This is a genomic window from Dyadobacter soli, assembly GCF_900101885.1.
Lineage (GTDB): Bacteria > Bacteroidota > Bacteroidia > Cytophagales > Spirosomataceae > Dyadobacter > Dyadobacter soli.
Genome location: NZ_FNAN01000012.1, coordinates 160601 through 176627, shown reverse-complemented (window position 1 = coordinate 176627; position 16027 = coordinate 160601). Strand labels below are relative to the sequence as shown.

The 16027-nt window shown below is 51.6% G+C and carries 13 protein-coding genes; 9 read left to right on the top strand and 4 right to left on the bottom strand.

Annotated elements, in window-relative coordinates; all coding sequences use genetic code 11:
• Positions 1–11: 11 nt before the first annotated feature.
• Positions 12–1109 carry a phage tail-like protein gene (locus BLQ88_RS20900; RefSeq protein ID WP_090154083.1) on the bottom strand — a complete coding sequence of 366 codons (1098 nt, stop codon included), beginning with the start codon at positions 1107–1109 and terminating at the stop codon, positions 12–14.
• A gap of 165 nt (positions 1110–1274) precedes the next feature.
• On the opposite strand from BLQ88_RS20900, the gene BLQ88_RS20895 reads away from it, so the two are divergent.
• A complete protein-coding gene (locus tag BLQ88_RS20895) occupies positions 1275–1646 on the top strand; it encodes an iron chaperone (RefSeq protein ID WP_090154081.1) in 372 nt (123 codons plus the stop codon).
• A 3-nt stretch (positions 1647–1649) separates the two neighbouring features.
• Here BLQ88_RS20895 and BLQ88_RS20890 read toward each other — a convergent pair whose 3' ends face one another.
• Both BLQ88_RS20890 and BLQ88_RS20885 read right to left on the bottom strand, forming a co-directional pair.
• On the bottom strand, positions 1650–2132 hold the full coding sequence (locus BLQ88_RS20890; protein WP_090154079.1) for an RES family NAD+ phosphorylase: 483 nt from the start codon (positions 2130–2132) through the stop codon (positions 1650–1652).
• A 2-nt stretch (positions 2133–2134) separates the two neighbouring features.
• Positions 2135–2566, bottom strand: a complete 432-nt coding sequence (locus BLQ88_RS20885) for an Xre family toxin-antitoxin system antitoxin (protein WP_090154077.1) — start codon at positions 2564–2566, stop codon at positions 2135–2137.
• 138 nt (positions 2567–2704) lie between these two features.
• Between BLQ88_RS20885 and BLQ88_RS20880 the strand changes: the two genes are divergently transcribed.
• Together BLQ88_RS20880 and BLQ88_RS20875 are read left to right on the top strand one after the other, a co-directional pair.
• The gene (locus tag BLQ88_RS20880) at positions 2705–5569 is read left to right on the top strand and encodes a PVC-type heme-binding CxxCH protein (RefSeq protein WP_090154075.1); all 2865 of its coding nucleotides are present in this window, start codon (positions 2705–2707) and stop codon (positions 5567–5569) included.
• A 174-nt stretch (positions 5570–5743) separates the two neighbouring features.
• Positions 5744–6919 (top strand): FG-GAP repeat domain-containing protein, encoded by a 1176-nt coding sequence (locus tag BLQ88_RS20875; protein ID WP_090154073.1) that lies wholly within the window; start codon positions 5744–5746, stop codon positions 6917–6919.
• Positions 6920–6923: 4 nt separating this feature from the next.
• Here the strand turns inward: BLQ88_RS20875 and BLQ88_RS20870 are convergent, their stop codons facing one another.
• Positions 6924–8096 carry a DUF748 domain-containing protein gene (locus BLQ88_RS20870; RefSeq protein ID WP_090154071.1) on the bottom strand — a complete coding sequence of 391 codons (1173 nt, stop codon included), beginning with the start codon at positions 8094–8096 and terminating at the stop codon, positions 6924–6926.
• 182 nt (positions 8097–8278) lie between these two features.
• Here BLQ88_RS20870 and BLQ88_RS20865 point away from each other — a divergent pair, with 182 nt between their 5' ends.
• The 6 genes from BLQ88_RS20865 (at position 8279) to BLQ88_RS20840 (ending at position 15998) form a co-directional block, all read left to right on the top strand.
• Positions 8279–8620 carry a YciI family protein gene (locus tag BLQ88_RS20865; RefSeq protein WP_090154070.1) on the top strand — a complete coding sequence of 114 codons (342 nt, stop codon included), beginning with the start codon at positions 8279–8281 and terminating at the stop codon, positions 8618–8620.
• Between the two features lie 60 nt (positions 8621–8680).
• A complete protein-coding gene (locus BLQ88_RS20860) occupies positions 8681–9910 on the top strand; it encodes an RNA polymerase sigma factor (RefSeq protein ID WP_090154068.1) in 1230 nt (409 codons plus the stop codon).
• Positions 9911–10068: 158 nt separating this feature from the next.
• Complete coding sequence (locus tag BLQ88_RS20855) at positions 10069–10581, top strand: ImmA/IrrE family metallo-endopeptidase (RefSeq protein WP_090154066.1); 513 nt, start codon at positions 10069–10071, stop codon at positions 10579–10581.
• The gene (locus BLQ88_RS20850) at positions 10571–10954 is read left to right on the top strand and encodes a hypothetical protein (RefSeq protein ID WP_143016896.1); all 384 of its coding nucleotides are present in this window, start codon (positions 10571–10573) and stop codon (positions 10952–10954) included. The genes BLQ88_RS20855 and BLQ88_RS20850 overlap by 11 nt, the downstream gene beginning before the upstream one ends.
• 265 nt (positions 10955–11219) lie before the next feature.
• Positions 11220–13742, top strand: a complete 2523-nt coding sequence (locus BLQ88_RS20845) for a glycoside hydrolase family 95 protein (RefSeq protein ID WP_090154063.1) — start codon at positions 11220–11222, stop codon at positions 13740–13742.
• Positions 13743–13766: 24 nt separating this feature from the next.
• Positions 13767–15998, top strand: coding sequence for a DUF7133 domain-containing protein (locus BLQ88_RS20840; protein ID WP_090154061.1), 2232 nt, complete (start codon positions 13767–13769; stop codon positions 15996–15998).
• The last annotated feature ends 29 nt before the right edge of the window (positions 15999–16027 follow it).

The window sequence follows — 16027 nt, the reverse complement described above, 5'->3', positions numbered from 1 at the left end:
CTAAAGAACTGCTAGTAAACAAGTACACTGGTGTAACCCCATTCCCCGTTGACCCAGTGCGGACTGCTGGTAACCGCGGCCATTCCAAAGTTATACGTGCCGGCAGGAAGGTCTTTGAACACACCATGGACCGAAAATATGATCCTGGTATTTGCGGGTGTTTGAAGGCCAAACATTCCTAATGCGAGCGTTTGGACCGGGCTTCCGGGCACTACACTCTGGCATGCCGGATAAATGCCGAGTTCGTTCGCCGCTGTGTAGCCGCCTAGCGCTCTCGAAGACGTCAAAAATACTGTTTGACCTTCCTGAATCGTCACTTCAAGCGGTTTGGTAACGAGCGCAAGTGTGCTGGAAGGAAAAGGCGCAGTTCCCGCGTTATAGTAACTCTGAACAATCCCGGAAGGCCCCTGCTGGCCCTGTGGCCCTTGCGGACCGATGCCCCCCAGTAACAGCCAGTCAGGTGCGGCAGGTGTACCTTTATTATAGTAAAATCCTTCGGGTGATTCCGTTTGATAAACCAAAAGGCCCGTTGCAGGCTGGGAAAGCGCTGTACGCTGGCTGGCCGACATTCGGGGTAGTAGCAGTCCGCGCGAGTCGCTTTTCAGATCGAGTAGGGCACTGGGGTCGGGATTGCTAGTGCCGATCCCGACATTGCTGCTATTTTTATTGCTTATCCCCGAGCCATTTACCTGCCATTGATTATCCGCACTGCTCAATGCGAAGGGCACGCTTACCAATTGTGTGGAACCCAAATCCACAAGTCCGCTGCTGCCATCGGGGTCCATTTCTACTTTCAGGAATTTGGTGCCGTCGTGCCAGGGTACGGCGGTCATGGACCCGATTACATCCACCGCCCCTGGGGAGCCCACCGCCAGGCTGAACAGGCCAAGCGAATTGGTTGTGACTGTGCGCGTTTCGCTGTAATGGACGTTTCCGTCGGGGGCATCCTGCCGAATGCTGAGCCGCAGCCTGACCGATTTGTTTTTAAGCGGGATACCGGATGCGTCGCGTGCGGCACCTTGATAGTTGATCTCATGAGGTACCTGCGCATTCACAACGACCGCCGAAAGCCAGGCGATCATGGCCGAGAGTAGTAAAATCCATTTCATGGCATATAGATTGGTAAAATGATGTCCAAAACTATCGCCGGAAATGCATTCTTATTCAGATGATTGAGTAGTATGCAGGTTTATTGTGTGACTGACAGCAGGAGGGAGGTGTTAGAGAAAAATCCTAATTTTTACTAACTTATCAATTCACTAATTACGAAAACCATGGCTGCCACAAAACCCAGCTCGATTGACGAATACATTGCCAGCTTCCCGGAAGATGTGCAGCAGATATTGCAGGAAATTCGTGCTGTAATCAGGGATGCGGCCCCGGATGCCACCGAAACGATTTCATATGACATGCCCACATTCAATCTGAACGGCACATACCTGATCTATTTCGCCGGTTGGAAGAAGCATGTGGCGCTATACCCGGTTTCGGGGAGCATTGCCGAGGCGCTTTCGACAGAGCTTTCGGGCTATAAGGGTACCAAAGGCTCCGTGCATTTTCCTTTGAACAAACCTATGCCGCTGGATCTCATCAGGAAGATCACAAAATTACGGATCGCCGAAAATGAGGCAGCCGCTCGAAAATAGGTCCTAAGCGCCCGTTGTAAAGTTGTATTTCTTTAAAATATCATCAATACGGCTGTCTGGCACCAGATCGGTAACCTCCACCAGCTTCACACGCGCGTAGTCCGGGTGAAGGGTATTGATTACAAAATTGAATGCAAGCGGCATGACAGCCGAAGGTACCTTCAATGCCAGGGCTTTACCCGCATTGAACCATCCGTCGCCCAGCGGCTGGCATTGCGAATAGTCGTTCGGATCGCGCCATCCCGCTTCCAGTTCGCTCTCGGCGACGGCTTCGATCGCCGCGTCGTCGGGTATTTCGATGAACATCACCTTGAAATCTGCATTGAACCCGACGCCCTGCCTTCTTACCATGTTTTCAAGCAATGCCAGGGGAATTGTTTCGTATGCGTAAATCACTTTATTGCCTTCGCTGTTCCAGCGCCCTCTCATTTCGGAAGCAAATAACGTATTGGCGTATAGTTTGTGTACGATTCGGAATACTAGCATGTTTAACCTGGATAACCTTCTGCCATTTTATTAAGCTCTTCGCTCAGAAAATCCACACCACCGCCGGTAGTCAGCCAGTCAGAGGGCTTTTCCGTCGAATTCCAGAACGGCTTTTGCAGCCAGTAGTTAAACTCGTCGATGGTGCCAAAGAGCTCCTCGCCCTTTTCAAACAGGGAGATTAATTTCAAAAGGTGTTCGCCATAAAGCGGCTCCAACGTCTTTTGGGCCTCTTTATAGTTGCTGATCGTGCGTGCCGAGACATTCATGATCGCGGCCAATCTCCGTTCGGGCATTTTGATAGCCTCTGCAAAATCGTAGAAAACTTTCGTGTGCAAGCCTTTCCGGGCCGAAAGCACAATTGAAAAATTGCTGTCCATGTCAATGTGGTTGAATTTGGATTTCAAATTGGAACCGGGTTGAGCAACGGTTTTCATAACAAAGGAGATTGAGTTCCTAAATATACGAATTTTTTCAAAATTAGAAATGAATTTTTTCAATTTTGACCCAATAAGTATAAACATAGTGTCGCCTTCCTTTATTCCTCAACTTTCGAAACCGAAATTCCTAAACAAATGCAGATGATCAGGTTAACACACATGCTCGTCCCGCTGGCATTGGCCATGGTGGCAGTCCCGGCGCAGGATACGTTCGCGCAGCAAACAAAGACCACACAAACTACCGAGAAGTTCGACCGCGACTATGCGCTCGAAGCGACCATGCTAGGCTTTTTTGCCAAGGATGGCTCCCGGAACCCCACATTAAAGGCCAATAAAGGCGACCGTGTGAGAATCACCATTACCAATGGCGAGCTCATGACGCACGACATTGCCCTCGAAAAACTCGGTATCAAGAGTAAAGTGATCATCGAAAAAGGCACCAGCACGAGCATTACTTTCAAAGCCGAACAAAGCGATACCTATTTCTGCTCCGTGCCCGGGCACCGCGCGGCGGGTATGGTGGGAAGTTTCGAGGTGGTGGAAGGTGTTATCTCCAATGAAACCGTCGCCGGGCAACTGCCGGTGAAAGACGGACAGCCGTTGAACATGGGTTTCGAAACGGGCGACCTGAAAAACTGGACGGCCACAGGCGATGCATTTGCCAACGCACTTTTCAGCTCCGATCCTTCGCCGGTCCACGAAAAGGAAATGAATATTGGCTACGAAGGAAAATACTTCCTCAGCAGCGGCGGTACGCTCAACCACAAGCAGACCGGCACGCTGACTTCCGTGCCCTTCCAGGTTACGCAGCCATTCGCGGCATTCCGGGTCTCGGGCGGCGCGTTGCAGGACACGCGTGTGGAAATCGTGACGGCAGCCGATAATAAGGTTGTTTACCATATTACCGGCCAGGGCCGGGCAACTTTGCAGCCTGCGGTGGTGGACCTGCAACCTTACCTGAACAAGGAGATTTTCATTCGCATCGTCGATAATGAAACAGGTATCTCGCAAATCCCTTACATTCCGAACGACAAATGGGCCCATATCAATTTCGATGATTTTCGGTTCTACCCATCCCGGCCAGACTTCCCCAATGAGCTGAAACAGAAGGATATCATTATCCTGCCGCCTCTGGACCCTGTTTTGAATGCAGGTTTGTCGGGAACGGAAGCGGCCAAGGCTATGACGCCTCCGGCGGGCTTCAAAGTCACACTTGCCGCCGCTGAGCCGGACATTATCAGGCCTATCAGCTTCACCGTGGATTACCGGGGCAGGCTTTGGGTCGTAGAAGGCCATACTTACCCGATTCGTGCCGCGGAAGGCCAGGGTAGGGATAAAATCCTGATTTTTGAAGATACGAATGGCGACGGCACGCTCGATAAGCGTAAAGTTTTTGCTGAAAACCTCAACCTCATCTCCGGTATCGAAGTCGGAATGGGCGGGGTATGGCTCGGATCGGCGCCGCATTTGCTGTTTATTCCTGCCGATTTCAAAAATGACAAACCCGCCGGTCCGCCGCAAATATTGCTCGATGGCTGGGGACTGGAAGACACCCACGAAGTACTCAATAACCTGCGCTGGGGGCCCGACGGCTGGCTTTACGGTACCCACGGCGTATTTACGCATTCCAATGTAGGCAAGCCCGGCGCGCCGGATTCGGAACGGACGAAGATCAATGCGGGCGTGTGGCGCTATCATCCCACTACGCACAAGTTCGAGGTGTTCGCGGAGGGTTCAAGCAATCCCTGGGGCATCGATTTCAATGATTACGGGCACCCGTTCATCACCGTGTGCGTGATCCCGCATATGTACCACATTATCCAGGGCGCGCGCTACCAGCGGCAGGCGGGCAAGCATTTCAATCCGTATACTTACGACGATATCAAAACCATCGCCGACCACGTGCATTGGGTGGGCGAACGCGGGCCGCACGCAGGCAACTTCCGCTCGGCGTCCGCGGGTGGCGGGCACGCGCATGCGGGGGCGATGATTTACCTCGGCAACAGCTGGCCGAAGGAGTACCGCAACGATATTTTCATGAACAATATCAACGGCGCACGCCTCAACACGGACCATCTGACCCGCTCGGGCTCCGGCTATGAGGCAACGCACAAAAACGATTTCATGGCGATGAACGATTCCTGGTCGCAATGGCTGAATTTCAAATACGACGCCAGCGGCTCCGTTTGGGCAATCGACTGGTACGACAAAAACCAATGCCACAGTCCCAACCCGGATGTTCACAACAAAACCATGGGACGGATTTTCAAGATCACCCACGACAATGATAAATGGGTGCAGGTAGATTTGTCCAAAGCGTCGGACATGGAGCTGGTCAACTACCAATTGAATCCCAATGAATGGTATGTTCGCCAGGCACGCACCATTTTACAGGAGCGCAGGCCTAACAAAAAGGTACACAAAGCATTGAAAGAGATCCTCGCGAAAAACCCGGACGAAACCCGGAAGCTCCGTGCACTATGGACGCTCCACGTGACCAAAGGGCTTACCGAGAAAGAACTCGCCGACTTGCTTTCGAACGAAAGCGAATACATTCGCAGCTGGTCTGTTCAGCTTTTGACCGAAAACAAATCCGTTTCACCCGAAACCTTGAAAAAGTTTGCAGAAATGGCGCAAAAGGACAATTCCAAGCTGGTAAGGCTGTACCTCACCTCCGGAATGCTCCGGCTCGACCCTTCACAGCGCTGGGAGGTGCTCGACGCATTGGTGCAGAAGGCCGAAGACAAGGACGATCACAACCTGCCGCTGATGGAATGGTATGCCGCCGAGCCATTGGCGCCACTCGATGCGAAACGCGCATTGCAACTGGCTGAGAAGTCCAAATTCCCCAAAATGCTTCCTTACATGATCCAGCGGGTAGAGGCGATCGGGACGGAGGAGTCGAAAAAAGTATTGAAAGACTATAACAAGGTAGGTAAGGCAGATAACCTGCATGAACATCACGGGGAGCACGCAACCGGAACGGCGATGAATCACTAAGGAAAAAGGGCTTCATGTAGAAGCCCTTTTTAATAACGTTGAGTATAACTTTGAAATAGTACTACAAATATACGCGAAGTATTTTATTTCAAAACATGACGAATGTCATATTTGTTGTTTTTAAGTTAATTCGTGCGAAATGGTCATTTGTTTTTATCTAACTAACAGATAATCATGTGTATAAAAGGGTTTCAAGTTTGGGTAACACTGGTTTTTGTGCTTGGTGCCGCACCGATTTACGCACAACCTGATGGCAGTTTCAAGAAAACAAAGCTCACCGGCGACTTCATTTCGGAAGGTGTTGCCGTGGCAGACTTGAACAAGGATGGTAAAACGGATATCGTTGCCGGCTATTATTGGTTTGAAGCACCGGCCTGGACGAAGCATGAGCTCGCGCCGTCCCGCGTGTTCGATCCGCGGAAAGAATACAGCAATTCATTCCTGAATCTCGGCATGGACGTTAACCTGGATGGCTGGGATGATGTCGTGATCGTCGATTTCCCCGGTAAAGCGGCATTCTGGTTCGAAAATCCGCATAACAAACCCGGAGCCTGGCAAAAGCATTACATCGCCGATTCGGTGGGTGTTTCGAATGAGTCGCCGGGTTTCATTGATATGGACGGCGACGGGCGCCTCGACATTCTTTGCGGTGACCCGGCCAAAAAGCAGGTTATCTGGCTCAAGGCACCAGTTAAAAAGGGCGAAACGCAGTGGCAGCGCTTCCCGTTGAGCAAGGAGAATGTGGCGGGTACGGAGAATTTCTCCCACGGCATTGGGTATGGTGATGTAGATAAAGACGGGATCGGTGATGTGGTGGTGAGGGAAGGCTGGTTTAAAGGTAAAAAGGATAATAAATCGGGCAACTGGGACTTTTACCCGGCTAATCTCGGCGAACCGTGTTCGCATATGCAGGTGCTTGACATCAATGGAGATGGTAGAAATGACGTCGTGAGCGCGTCGGCGCACGCATTAGGCATCTGGTGGCATGAGCAGCTTAAAACATCGGACGGCAAGATCGATTTCAAGACGCATTTGATCAGCAACACCACCGCGCAGACGCATTCGTCCATCATGGCCGACCTTAATGGCGACGGCAAAAAGGAATACATTACCGGCAAGCGCTTCCTCGCGCATCACGGCCGCGACCCGGGCGACAGCGACCCGGCCATTTTACTTTATTTCGAAATTACACCGGGAAAAGAGCCGTACTTCAAGGAGCATATGATCGACAACGATTCAGGTGCGGGATTGAACATTACCGTTCATGATATGAATGGCGACCGCTGGCCGGACATCGTCATAGCGAACAAAAACGGGGTGTTTTTGTTTGAAAACCAGTTGAAAAAATAGCTTCTCAGTCCTTCTTCTTTTCTTTTTTACCCTTCTTTCCTTTGTCATCATCCTTGGAGAAGATCTTCTGAAAAAAGGTCTTCTTCTCTTTTTTGTCCTCTTTCACCGACGCGATGCTGATCTCATTATCGATTGAGGGCTGAATGGCGTGGATGAACGCATTTTGCAGAATATTCGTGATGGCCACCCATACATTCGTTTTAGGATCGTCGAGCCGGCCCTGGAACGGTACTTTGGTCGCAACCTGGTCTTTATTTTTGTTCTCAAACAACTTACCTGCACCGCCTGCAACGGCCTCCCAAAGTTTACGCAGCAGGTTGTCGTCCCGGTCTTCTTTTCCCAAAACATCCAGATCTTTGATCACGGGTTTCACGTACCCCTTAAATTCTTCATCCTTCGCCGCCACTTCCGTGTAAAGCCCGAAACGGCCTTTGTTGACGTCCACTTTGGCATACGCCTGGAAAAAGTCGTTCAACTTTACGAGATTGGTGTTGGTCAGTTCCGCGCTCATATCGAAAGTAGGGGCATCGGCCAGCGGATTGAGCTTGGCATCGAAGCGAAGCTTGCCCTCATACACCTCAGCGGTGGCATGTATGTTGGCAGGAAGCACGGCGGCCGAATCGTAACTGTTGCGCAGGTTTTGGGCAAGGAGGTTCAGGTTGGTCAGGGCAATGTCGACGTTCGGTTTGGTGCTGAAATCCTTGTACTGGATCGCTCCGCCCCGCAGTTCGCAGCGGTTGATGCTCAGTGGCATGAATTTATCGAGAATCTTGCGGAAATCGGCGGAGTCCTTCACCACCTCTTTTGGCTCGACTTTGTCCTTGGTAAAAAGCAGGTAAGGCCGCTGGAAAACCAGTTCGCCCACGATCGAGCCTTTGAACAATGCCTTCCATTCCACGGAAAGGTCGATTTCCTTCGAGGCAAAAAACGGCGTTTGCTTTTGGGTAACACTGTCCTCCTTATTAATGTAAATGCTGTCGATTTTGTAGGCCCCGCGGATTATGGCTAGGTCGATGTCGTCGATATGGCCGTAGTAGCCATTCATATTCGCCAGGCTTTTGTTGGCAAGATGAAGGACAACGTAAGGCAGTACCAGCCTGATCACCACGATGGCGATCAATATCCCGATGAGGATTTTTAAGGTACGTCTTTTCCTAGGATGCGTGCGTGTGGCCATTTCAGCGCTGTTTTGCAATGTTATCTGATTAAAATTTCAAAGCCGCTCTTTTAAACAATCGTACCAATGCAAATGCAGGCTTCGACAGGAAATGTAATTTTTCCGAAAAAAAATCTAAACTTTTGTCCAGACCGCCGCCGGCTGTTCGTCAACAGGCTTTAAAACTTAAACCTTATATCAAAATGAAAGACTTCATGTTTGTTTTCAGAAACGATCCTTCCACGCTGACCGACCGCTCACCTGAGGAAATGCAGGCGAGTATGCAAAAATGGATGGATTGGATCGGGGGAATCGCCGCACAAGGCAAGCTGGTCGAGCGCGGTAACAGGCTGAACCCCGCCGGGAAAGTGGTAAAACCTTCGCAGGTCGTCACCGACGGACCGTATATCGAAACGAAAGAATCGGTAGGCGGCTACACGATGGTGCGGGCCGAATCGCTGGACGAAGCAACCGAAATGGCGAAGGGGTGCCCGATCCTGCTATTTGGCGGAAATGTAGAAGTGAGAGAAATCGACCGGATGTAACTGGCAATCCGGATGTTACCAAGCCTTTGTAACCAGCAAAGGCTTTTTTAATTTGAGGCCATGAAAAACCAGGAATTGATACCCCATTTGTTCAGGACCGAATACCGGAAAATCACGGCGGTATTGGGCAAGACGTTTGGTTTGGAACACATAGAAATAGCCCAGGACATTGCCAGCGACACTTTTTTGCTTGCATCCGAAATGTGGGCAATGAAGGGTGCGCCCGACAATCCTGTTGCTTGGCTATACACCGTGGCGCGCAACAAAACACTCGACTACCTGCGCCGCGACAAGCTGTTCAAGGAAAAAATCAGCGGTAAGGTGGTCAGAGACAGCCAGATGAGCGATGAAATCGATATTGATTTGTCCACGCAAAACATTACCGACAGCCAGCTGCAAATGATGTTCGCCATTTGTCATCCGTCGCTGCCCGTGGAGTCGCAGATCGGCCTGGCGTTGAACGTGCTATGTGGCTTCGGGATCGGCGAGATCGCGAGCGCATTCCTGACCAACAAGGAAACTATCAACAAACGACTTTACCGGGCCCGTGAAAAACTGCGTACCGAGCAGGTGAAAATGGAGTTTCCCGCCGAAAGCGACATTGAAGCCAGGCTGGACGCGGTGTTAAAAACCTTGTACCTGCTCTTCAACGAAGGCTTCTACTCGGCCGGAAAGGATGTAACGCTGCGAAAGGACGTCTGCATCGAAGCCATGTGGCTTACCAAAATGCTCCTCGAAAACCCCTGCACCGACAGGCCGCCCGCCAATGCATTGCTTGCGCTAATGTGTTTCCACGCCTCCCGCTTCGAGGCACGGACCAACCCCGAGGGCGAAACCGTGCTCTACCAGGACCAGGACGATAGCCTCTGGGACGCAGCGCTCATCAGCCGCGGCGAATATTACCTTAACCGGGCCTCCGTGGGGCGGCAGCTTTCCCGCTACCACCTCGAAGCCGCGATCGGCTACTGGCATACCATCAAAGCCGACACACCGGAAAAATGGGAGCACATTCTCCAATACTATAATGAATTGCTCATCCTCGAATATTCCCCGATCGCCGCCCTGAACCGCACCTACGCCCTCGCCAAAGCCCGCTCAAAACCCGAAGCCATCCGCGAAGCCGAGAAGCTTAACCTGGCCGATAACCATTTATACCATTCGCTGCTGGGGGAGTTGTATCTGGGGATTGACGATGTGAAGGCATTGGAATGTTTCAATACGGCACTTGCGCTCGCCAGGTCGCGGGCGGACAGGCGGTTGTTGGCGGAGAAGATTGGGCGGTTGGGGTGAGGAGCGCAGAAAAAAATGTTACCTGATAATTCAAATCCGCGGATGGGAGGAAAAGGCCTACCGTTTGAAAATTGGTGGCTTTTTGACTGTAAAATCCCGGATCAAATGTGATAACTTAGGTGTGGATAAGGCAATTTAGGTACTAATTATTTATAACCATGGTTAGTTCAATCTGTAATATTTCGTCGAGGCCTGACTACTTTAAAGCCAAAGGAGAAGCTGCCCGAATTCTGAATGAGTTTGGACTGTTGGAGCCACCGGTCAATCCGGCGGATATCGCGCAGCAACTCGGGGTAAGAGTCATGTTTGTGGGATTTACCCCGGAGTATGACTCGATTTCCGGTTTCTATGATTTCGATGATGAAACGATTTACGTGAACAAGAATGAGTTTCCTCTCAGGCAGACATTCACAATTGCTCACGAGCTCGGGCATAAGTTGTTACACACCGAATGGGCGAAATCTTCCGATTACCAGGTGCTGCTGCGGGGAGATAACAATGGCGACGATCCCATTGAAATGGAGGCTAACTCTTTTGCTGCTAACTTGCTGGTGCCCCGCTTCATGCTTGACAAATATTGGAAGGAGCTCTCGCCCGAACACCTTTCGGCGCTTTTTGCCGTCTCCGTTCCTGTAATCCGGTACCGCATATCGTTTGAGTATGGCGCTTGATCGACGCAGGGCGAAGCGGGAAGGGATTGTCGAAATAGAGATGGACGACCCTGATTTTGACGATACATTAAAAAGCGCCCACAATCTGCAACTCGAACTCACGCGGGAGCGGTACCACCATGAGCAGGTGATGAAAGAGAAGGACATGGGAACGCTCGGCAAATTCTTCGGCGATGGGCGGAATACCCAAACATTCATCGCACTTCTATCCGTACTATTAGGTTTGGGCATATACGTGGCTTGCCTCATTACAGCGAAAGCAAATCCCGATGCTGTGCATTTCTTGTCAGAAAGCGGCTCGAAAGCACTCGCTTTCGCAGGTACTGCGCTCGGTTACATTTTTGGCAGAGCGACCAGCAGTTCGAAAAGATAGCTGTTGCAGTTTCCAGATTAGGGTCGATTTTTTATCTTCCAAAGATCCTTTTTCACAATTCCCCACCCCGTTAAGCTTTTATTAATACCCCTGTTAATCCCAACCGCCTAATTTGCCCATCCGTTAGCCTGACGACCAGTAGCGGTGCAAGCCAAAGCCGTGTTTGTGCAGCGGTCATTTCCCGGTTAACCAAACTTTAATAACCCAAAGCATTAAAAATCCCGGTTTGTGTCCTCTTAACGCAAAGGACAACAACACATTTTTCATGAAACGCCTATTCCTAAGCCTGACCCTCTTTGTTTTTACCAATCAATCTTTTGCACAGACGCCGGGCATCGCTACGCCGGGCGTCGCTACGCCGGGCGTCTCCACGCGGGGCGCATTAAAGCTCTGGTACCAAAAGCCAGCCGGAAATACCTGGACCGACGCATTGCCTGTCGGGAATGGCCGGTTGGGTGCAATGGTGTATGGTAATCCCGAAAGAGAGGTTCTCAAACTCAACGAATCGACCGTGTGGGCTGGTGGCCCCAACCGGAACGATAACCCCAATGCCCTCGCCGCATTGCCCGAGGTGCGCAAGCTCATCTTCGAAGGTAAGCACAACGAAGCCGCTAAACTCGCCGCCGAAAAAATCGAGTCGAAAACGACAAACGGGATGATGTACCAGCCCGTCGGTAATCTGAATATCGACTTCCCGGGCCATGAGAAATTCACGGACTATTATCGTGAACTGGATATAGAGAGGGCTGTAATTACAACCTCATACACGGTTGATGGTGTAAAATATACCCGGCAGGTGATTGCTTCGGTACCTGATGAGGTCATCGCAATACGACTGACGGCCGATAAGCCTGGGAAATTGACATTTACCTCTTTTTTGAACAGCCCTCAGAAGGGAGAAAGGACGATGGAGAAAGGAGGGAAGTTGGTTTTCGCGGGTGTGACCGGGGATAAGGAGGGTATCAAAGGGCAGGTTGCGTTTCGAGCGCATGTGCTGGTGGCGCCCGAGGGCGGGCAGTTGAGCGCGGGTGACACCTCGCTGACGGTAAGTAAGGCCAATGCGGCGACGATCTACATTTCCATCGCTACCAACTTTGTGGATTATAAAACGCTGACGGCCGACGCGCGTGCCAAAGCGGACCAATATCTGAGTAAAGCGGCGGCGAAGCCATTTGCCACCATTCTCAAGAGCCACATTGTTGCTTATCAACATTATTTCAATCGCGTAAAACTCGATTTAGGGACGTCGGAGGCTGCAAAATGGCCTACCGACGAGCGGATTGTAAAGTTTGCTTCGGGTGATGACCCCCAACTGGTGGCATTGTATTTCCAGTTCGGAAGGTATTTGCTGATATCTTCTTCGCAGCCGGGCGGTAACGGAATGCCCGTCGGGCAACCAGCCAACTTGCAGGGCATCTGGAACCAGGAAATGAACCCGCCCTGGGGTAGCAAGTATACGATCAACATTAATACCGAAATGAATTACTGGCCGGCAGAAGTCACTAATCTGACGGAGCTGCATGAGCCATTGGTACAAATGGTGAAGGAATTGTCGGTGACCGGGCAGGAAACGGCGCGGGTAATGTACGGGGCAAAAGGCTGGCTGGCACATCATAATACCGATTTGTGGCGCATTACCGGCCCGGTAGACCCGATTTTCTACGCCATGTGGCCGATGGGCGGCGCCTGGCTGAGCACGCATTTGTGGGAGAAATATTCCTACTCGGGTGACAAGGAGTATCTCAAATCGGTGTACCCGGCTTTGAAAGGTTCGGCGCAGTTTTTTGTCGATTTCCTCGTGCCGGAGCCGACGCACAAATGGCTGGTAGTCGTGCCCGGCATGTCGCCGGAAAATGCACCGGCAATTCGTTCGAAAACGACGATCGGAGCGGGGAACACGATGGATAACCAGATCGTGTACGATATTTTTACAGCTACGATCCGTGCCGCGGAAACTCTCGGAACGGATGCGGATTTTGTAAAAACATTGAAAACCAAGCGCGCGCAGCTGCCTCCGATGCAGGTAGGGAAGTTCGGGCAGTTGCAGGAATGGCTCGAAGACCTCGACAGTCCCGAGGACAAGCACCGTCACATTTCGCATTTGTATGGGTTGTATCCTTCACATCAGCTTTCTGCCTACCGCACGCCGGAATTGTTTAGTGCTGCAAGAACCTCGCTCGAACACCGCGGCGATGTTTCTACCGGCTGGTCGATGGGCTGGAAAGTGAACTGGTGGGCGCGCCTGCTCGACGGAAATCGCGCATATAAACTCATTACCGACCAACTATCACCCGTCAATGCACCTGATAAAAAAGGCGGCGGCGGAACATACACCAACCTTTTCGACGCGCACCCGCCATTCCAGATCGACGGTAACTTCGGCTGCACCGCGGGCATTGCCGAAATGCTCATGCAAAGCCACGACGGTGCCATTCATCTCCTCCCGGCCCTTCCCGACAGTTGGAAAAACGGCTCGATCAGCGGCTTGCGGGCACGCGGAGGATTTGAAATAGTGACATTGGAATGGAAAGAAGGGGAAGTTTCCAAATTGGTGATCAAATCAAATCTGGGTGGAAATTGCCGGTTGCGACTCCCTAATGCCTTGAAAGGTAATGCATTAGCGCTCGCCGCCGATGGTAGCCAGAACAGCAATCCATTCTACCAAATGCTCGATATTCCCAAACCGATCGTTTCTCCGGCCGCAAAAATGGCCCCTTCGAAATTGCCAGAAACAGCATTGTACGATTTCAAAACCGAGCAGGGAAAGACGTATACATTTACCCGCTAATCCTAACCCTTTAAACCTATCACCATGAACAAGAAAATATGGATCGCCGGGATACTGGCCGCTACGCTGGTTACCTGCCAGGTATCGAGGCAGAACGGTTCCAAAAGCGACATGCTGCGCACCACCGACGCATCAGTGAGCGCTATTCCCGCATTCACCGACAATCCGTCGCCCACGCACCTTACGCCGGAGCAGAGCATTAAAACTTTCAAATTGCCCAAAGGTTACCACCTCGAACTGGTCGCCAGCGAGCCGATGATCCACGAACCGGTGGCCATCGCCTGGGACGGTAACGCGCGCATGTACGTAGCCGAGCTCAACACGTACATGCAGGACGTGGAGGGTACGGACGAGCACGCGCCTACAAGCCGGGTAATGCTGCTCGAAGACACCAACAACGACGGCAAAATGGATAAGAGCTCGGTGTTTATCGATAAAATGCTCCTACCCAGAATGTTGCTGTGTGTCGGCAATGAATTGCTTGTCAATGAGACGGATACCTACAATGTTTACAGCTACAAGGACAACAACAAAGACGGTGTAGCCGATGAAAAACGCCCGGTTTACACACCGGACAAAAAGGCACCCGGAAACCTGGAACACCAGCGCAGCGGCCTCGATTGGAACGTCGATAACTGGATTTATATGGCCGTAGACGCCGTGCGTTTCCGGTATACCAATGGTGTTTTGAAACCCGACTCCATTCCAAGCGGTTCGAGCGGGCAGTGGGGGCTTACCCATGATAATTACGGGCGCTTGTACTTTTCTTCGGCGGGTGGTGAAACGCCTGCATTAGGCTTCCAGATTAACCCGATTTATGGTCGAATGGAGTTTGCAGACCAGTACAAAGAGGAGTTCAATGAAGTTTGGCCGATTATCAAGACGCCGGATGTGGAAGGTGGCCTGAAACGTCTGCGCCCCGACACCACGCTGAACCATTTCACTGCCAGCTGCGGGCAGGTAGTATTCCGTGGGGATAAACTTCCGGTGGATCTGCAAGGCGATCTGCTCATCAGCGAGCCGGTTGGACGGCTTATTCGCCGTGCGAAAGTGACCAACAAGAATGGCAAGATTACCCTCGAAAACGCTTATCAAAAGGAAGAGTTCATCGCGTCTACGGATATGAATTTCCGGGCGGTGAATATGTACACCGGGCCGGATGGCTGCCTTTACATTGTCGATATGAACCGCGGGATCATTCAGGAAGGCAACTGGACAGGTCCAAAAAGCTACCTGCGCCCGCAGATCAAGCGATTGGGTTTGGATAAAAACATTCAGCACGGCCGCATTTACCGCCTTGTACACGACGGTATGGCGCCGGGGCCAAAGCCCAAAATGCTGGACGAGAGTTCGCAACGGTTGGTAGCATACCTGGGCCATCCGAATGGCTGGTGGCGGGATAATGCGCAGAAAGAACTGGTAGTCCGCAATGATCAATCGGTAGTACCGTTACTGAAAGCGATCGCGACGGGTGAAAGTAACGAGGCGATCAAATCGCCGTCGGCACTCGCACGGCTGCACGCATTATGGACGCTCGAAGGGTTGAATGCATTGGACCAAAGTACCATTGCTCGTGCATTGAAAGACAGCGATTTTGAGATACGTAAAGCGGCCGTTCGCATGACGGAGCCTTATCTGAAAAAGAACGATGCGATGATCGAAACACTGGCGGCATTGAAAGCCGATCCGGTAGCCGATGTGCGGATGCAGCTGATATTCTCGTTGGGCACAAGCGAATCGCCGAAAGCGAGGGCATTGGCAGGTGATATTGTAAAACATGCAAACGGTGCGGAAGTGCTCGCCCGCGCGCAACGGAGCGTGGAAAAGAATGAGGATGCCAAGAAATTCGGGATGAAGCTAGGGCGGCTCGACGGGCCGGATCGTACATTGGTCATGAATGGCTCGGTGATCTACAAATCGCTTTGCGCTACCTGCCACGGCGCGGATGGGAAAGGCCTGACGAGCAAGACCGCGCCACCGCTCAACGGTTCGCGCAGGTTGAACCGGAATAACACGCAGGCGTCGGTGCGCATTCTGCTGCATGGTTTGTCGGGGCCGATTGAAGGTAACAGTTATCCAACGGAAATGCCTTCGATGAAGGACAACGACGATGAATGGATCGCTTCGGTGCTTAGCTACGTGCGGCACGAATTCACTAATTCACCGCCGGTTCGCCCCGCTGACGTGAAGACGATCCGCGAACAAACGGCGTCGCGCGACAAGGCATATACCCTGGATGAACTGTCGATTCAGTAACTGAAACCTTAAACCGAAACTCTGAGATT

Bases quoted from the DNA above. Each gene is read 5' to 3' on its own strand.
- BLQ88_RS20855 (WP_090154066.1), top strand. From the start codon at position 10,069: ATGGTTAGTTCAATCTGTAATATTTCGTCGAGGCCTGACTACTTTAAA.
- BLQ88_RS20875 (WP_090154073.1), top strand. From the start codon at position 5,744: ATGTGTATAAAAGGGTTTCAAGTTTGGGTAACACTGGTTTTTGTGCTT.
- BLQ88_RS20885 (WP_090154077.1), bottom strand. From the start codon at position 2,566: ATGAAAACCGTTGCTCAACCCGGTTCCAATTTGAAATCCAAATTCAAC.
- BLQ88_RS20890 (WP_090154079.1), bottom strand. From the start codon at position 2,132: ATGCTAGTATTCCGAATCGTACACAAACTATACGCCAATACGTTATTT.
- BLQ88_RS20880 (WP_090154075.1), top strand. From the start codon at position 2,705: ATGCAGATGATCAGGTTAACACACATGCTCGTCCCGCTGGCATTGGCC.
- BLQ88_RS20865 (WP_090154070.1), top strand. From the start codon at position 8,279: ATGAAAGACTTCATGTTTGTTTTCAGAAACGATCCTTCCACGCTGACC.
- BLQ88_RS20900 (WP_090154083.1), bottom strand. From the start codon at position 1,109: ATGAAATGGATTTTACTACTCTCGGCCATGATCGCCTGGCTTTCGGCG.
- BLQ88_RS20845 (WP_090154063.1), top strand. From the start codon at position 11,220: ATGAAACGCCTATTCCTAAGCCTGACCCTCTTTGTTTTTACCAATCAA.
- BLQ88_RS20850 (WP_143016896.1), top strand. From the start codon at position 10,571: ATGGCGCTTGATCGACGCAGGGCGAAGCGGGAAGGGATTGTCGAAATA.
- BLQ88_RS20860 (WP_090154068.1), top strand. From the start codon at position 8,681: ATGAAAAACCAGGAATTGATACCCCATTTGTTCAGGACCGAATACCGG.
- BLQ88_RS20895 (WP_090154081.1), top strand. From the start codon at position 1,275: ATGGCTGCCACAAAACCCAGCTCGATTGACGAATACATTGCCAGCTTC.
- BLQ88_RS20840 (WP_090154061.1), top strand. From the start codon at position 13,767: ATGAACAAGAAAATATGGATCGCCGGGATACTGGCCGCTACGCTGGTT.
- BLQ88_RS20870 (WP_090154071.1), bottom strand. From the start codon at position 8,096: ATGGCCACACGCACGCATCCTAGGAAAAGACGTACCTTAAAAATCCTC.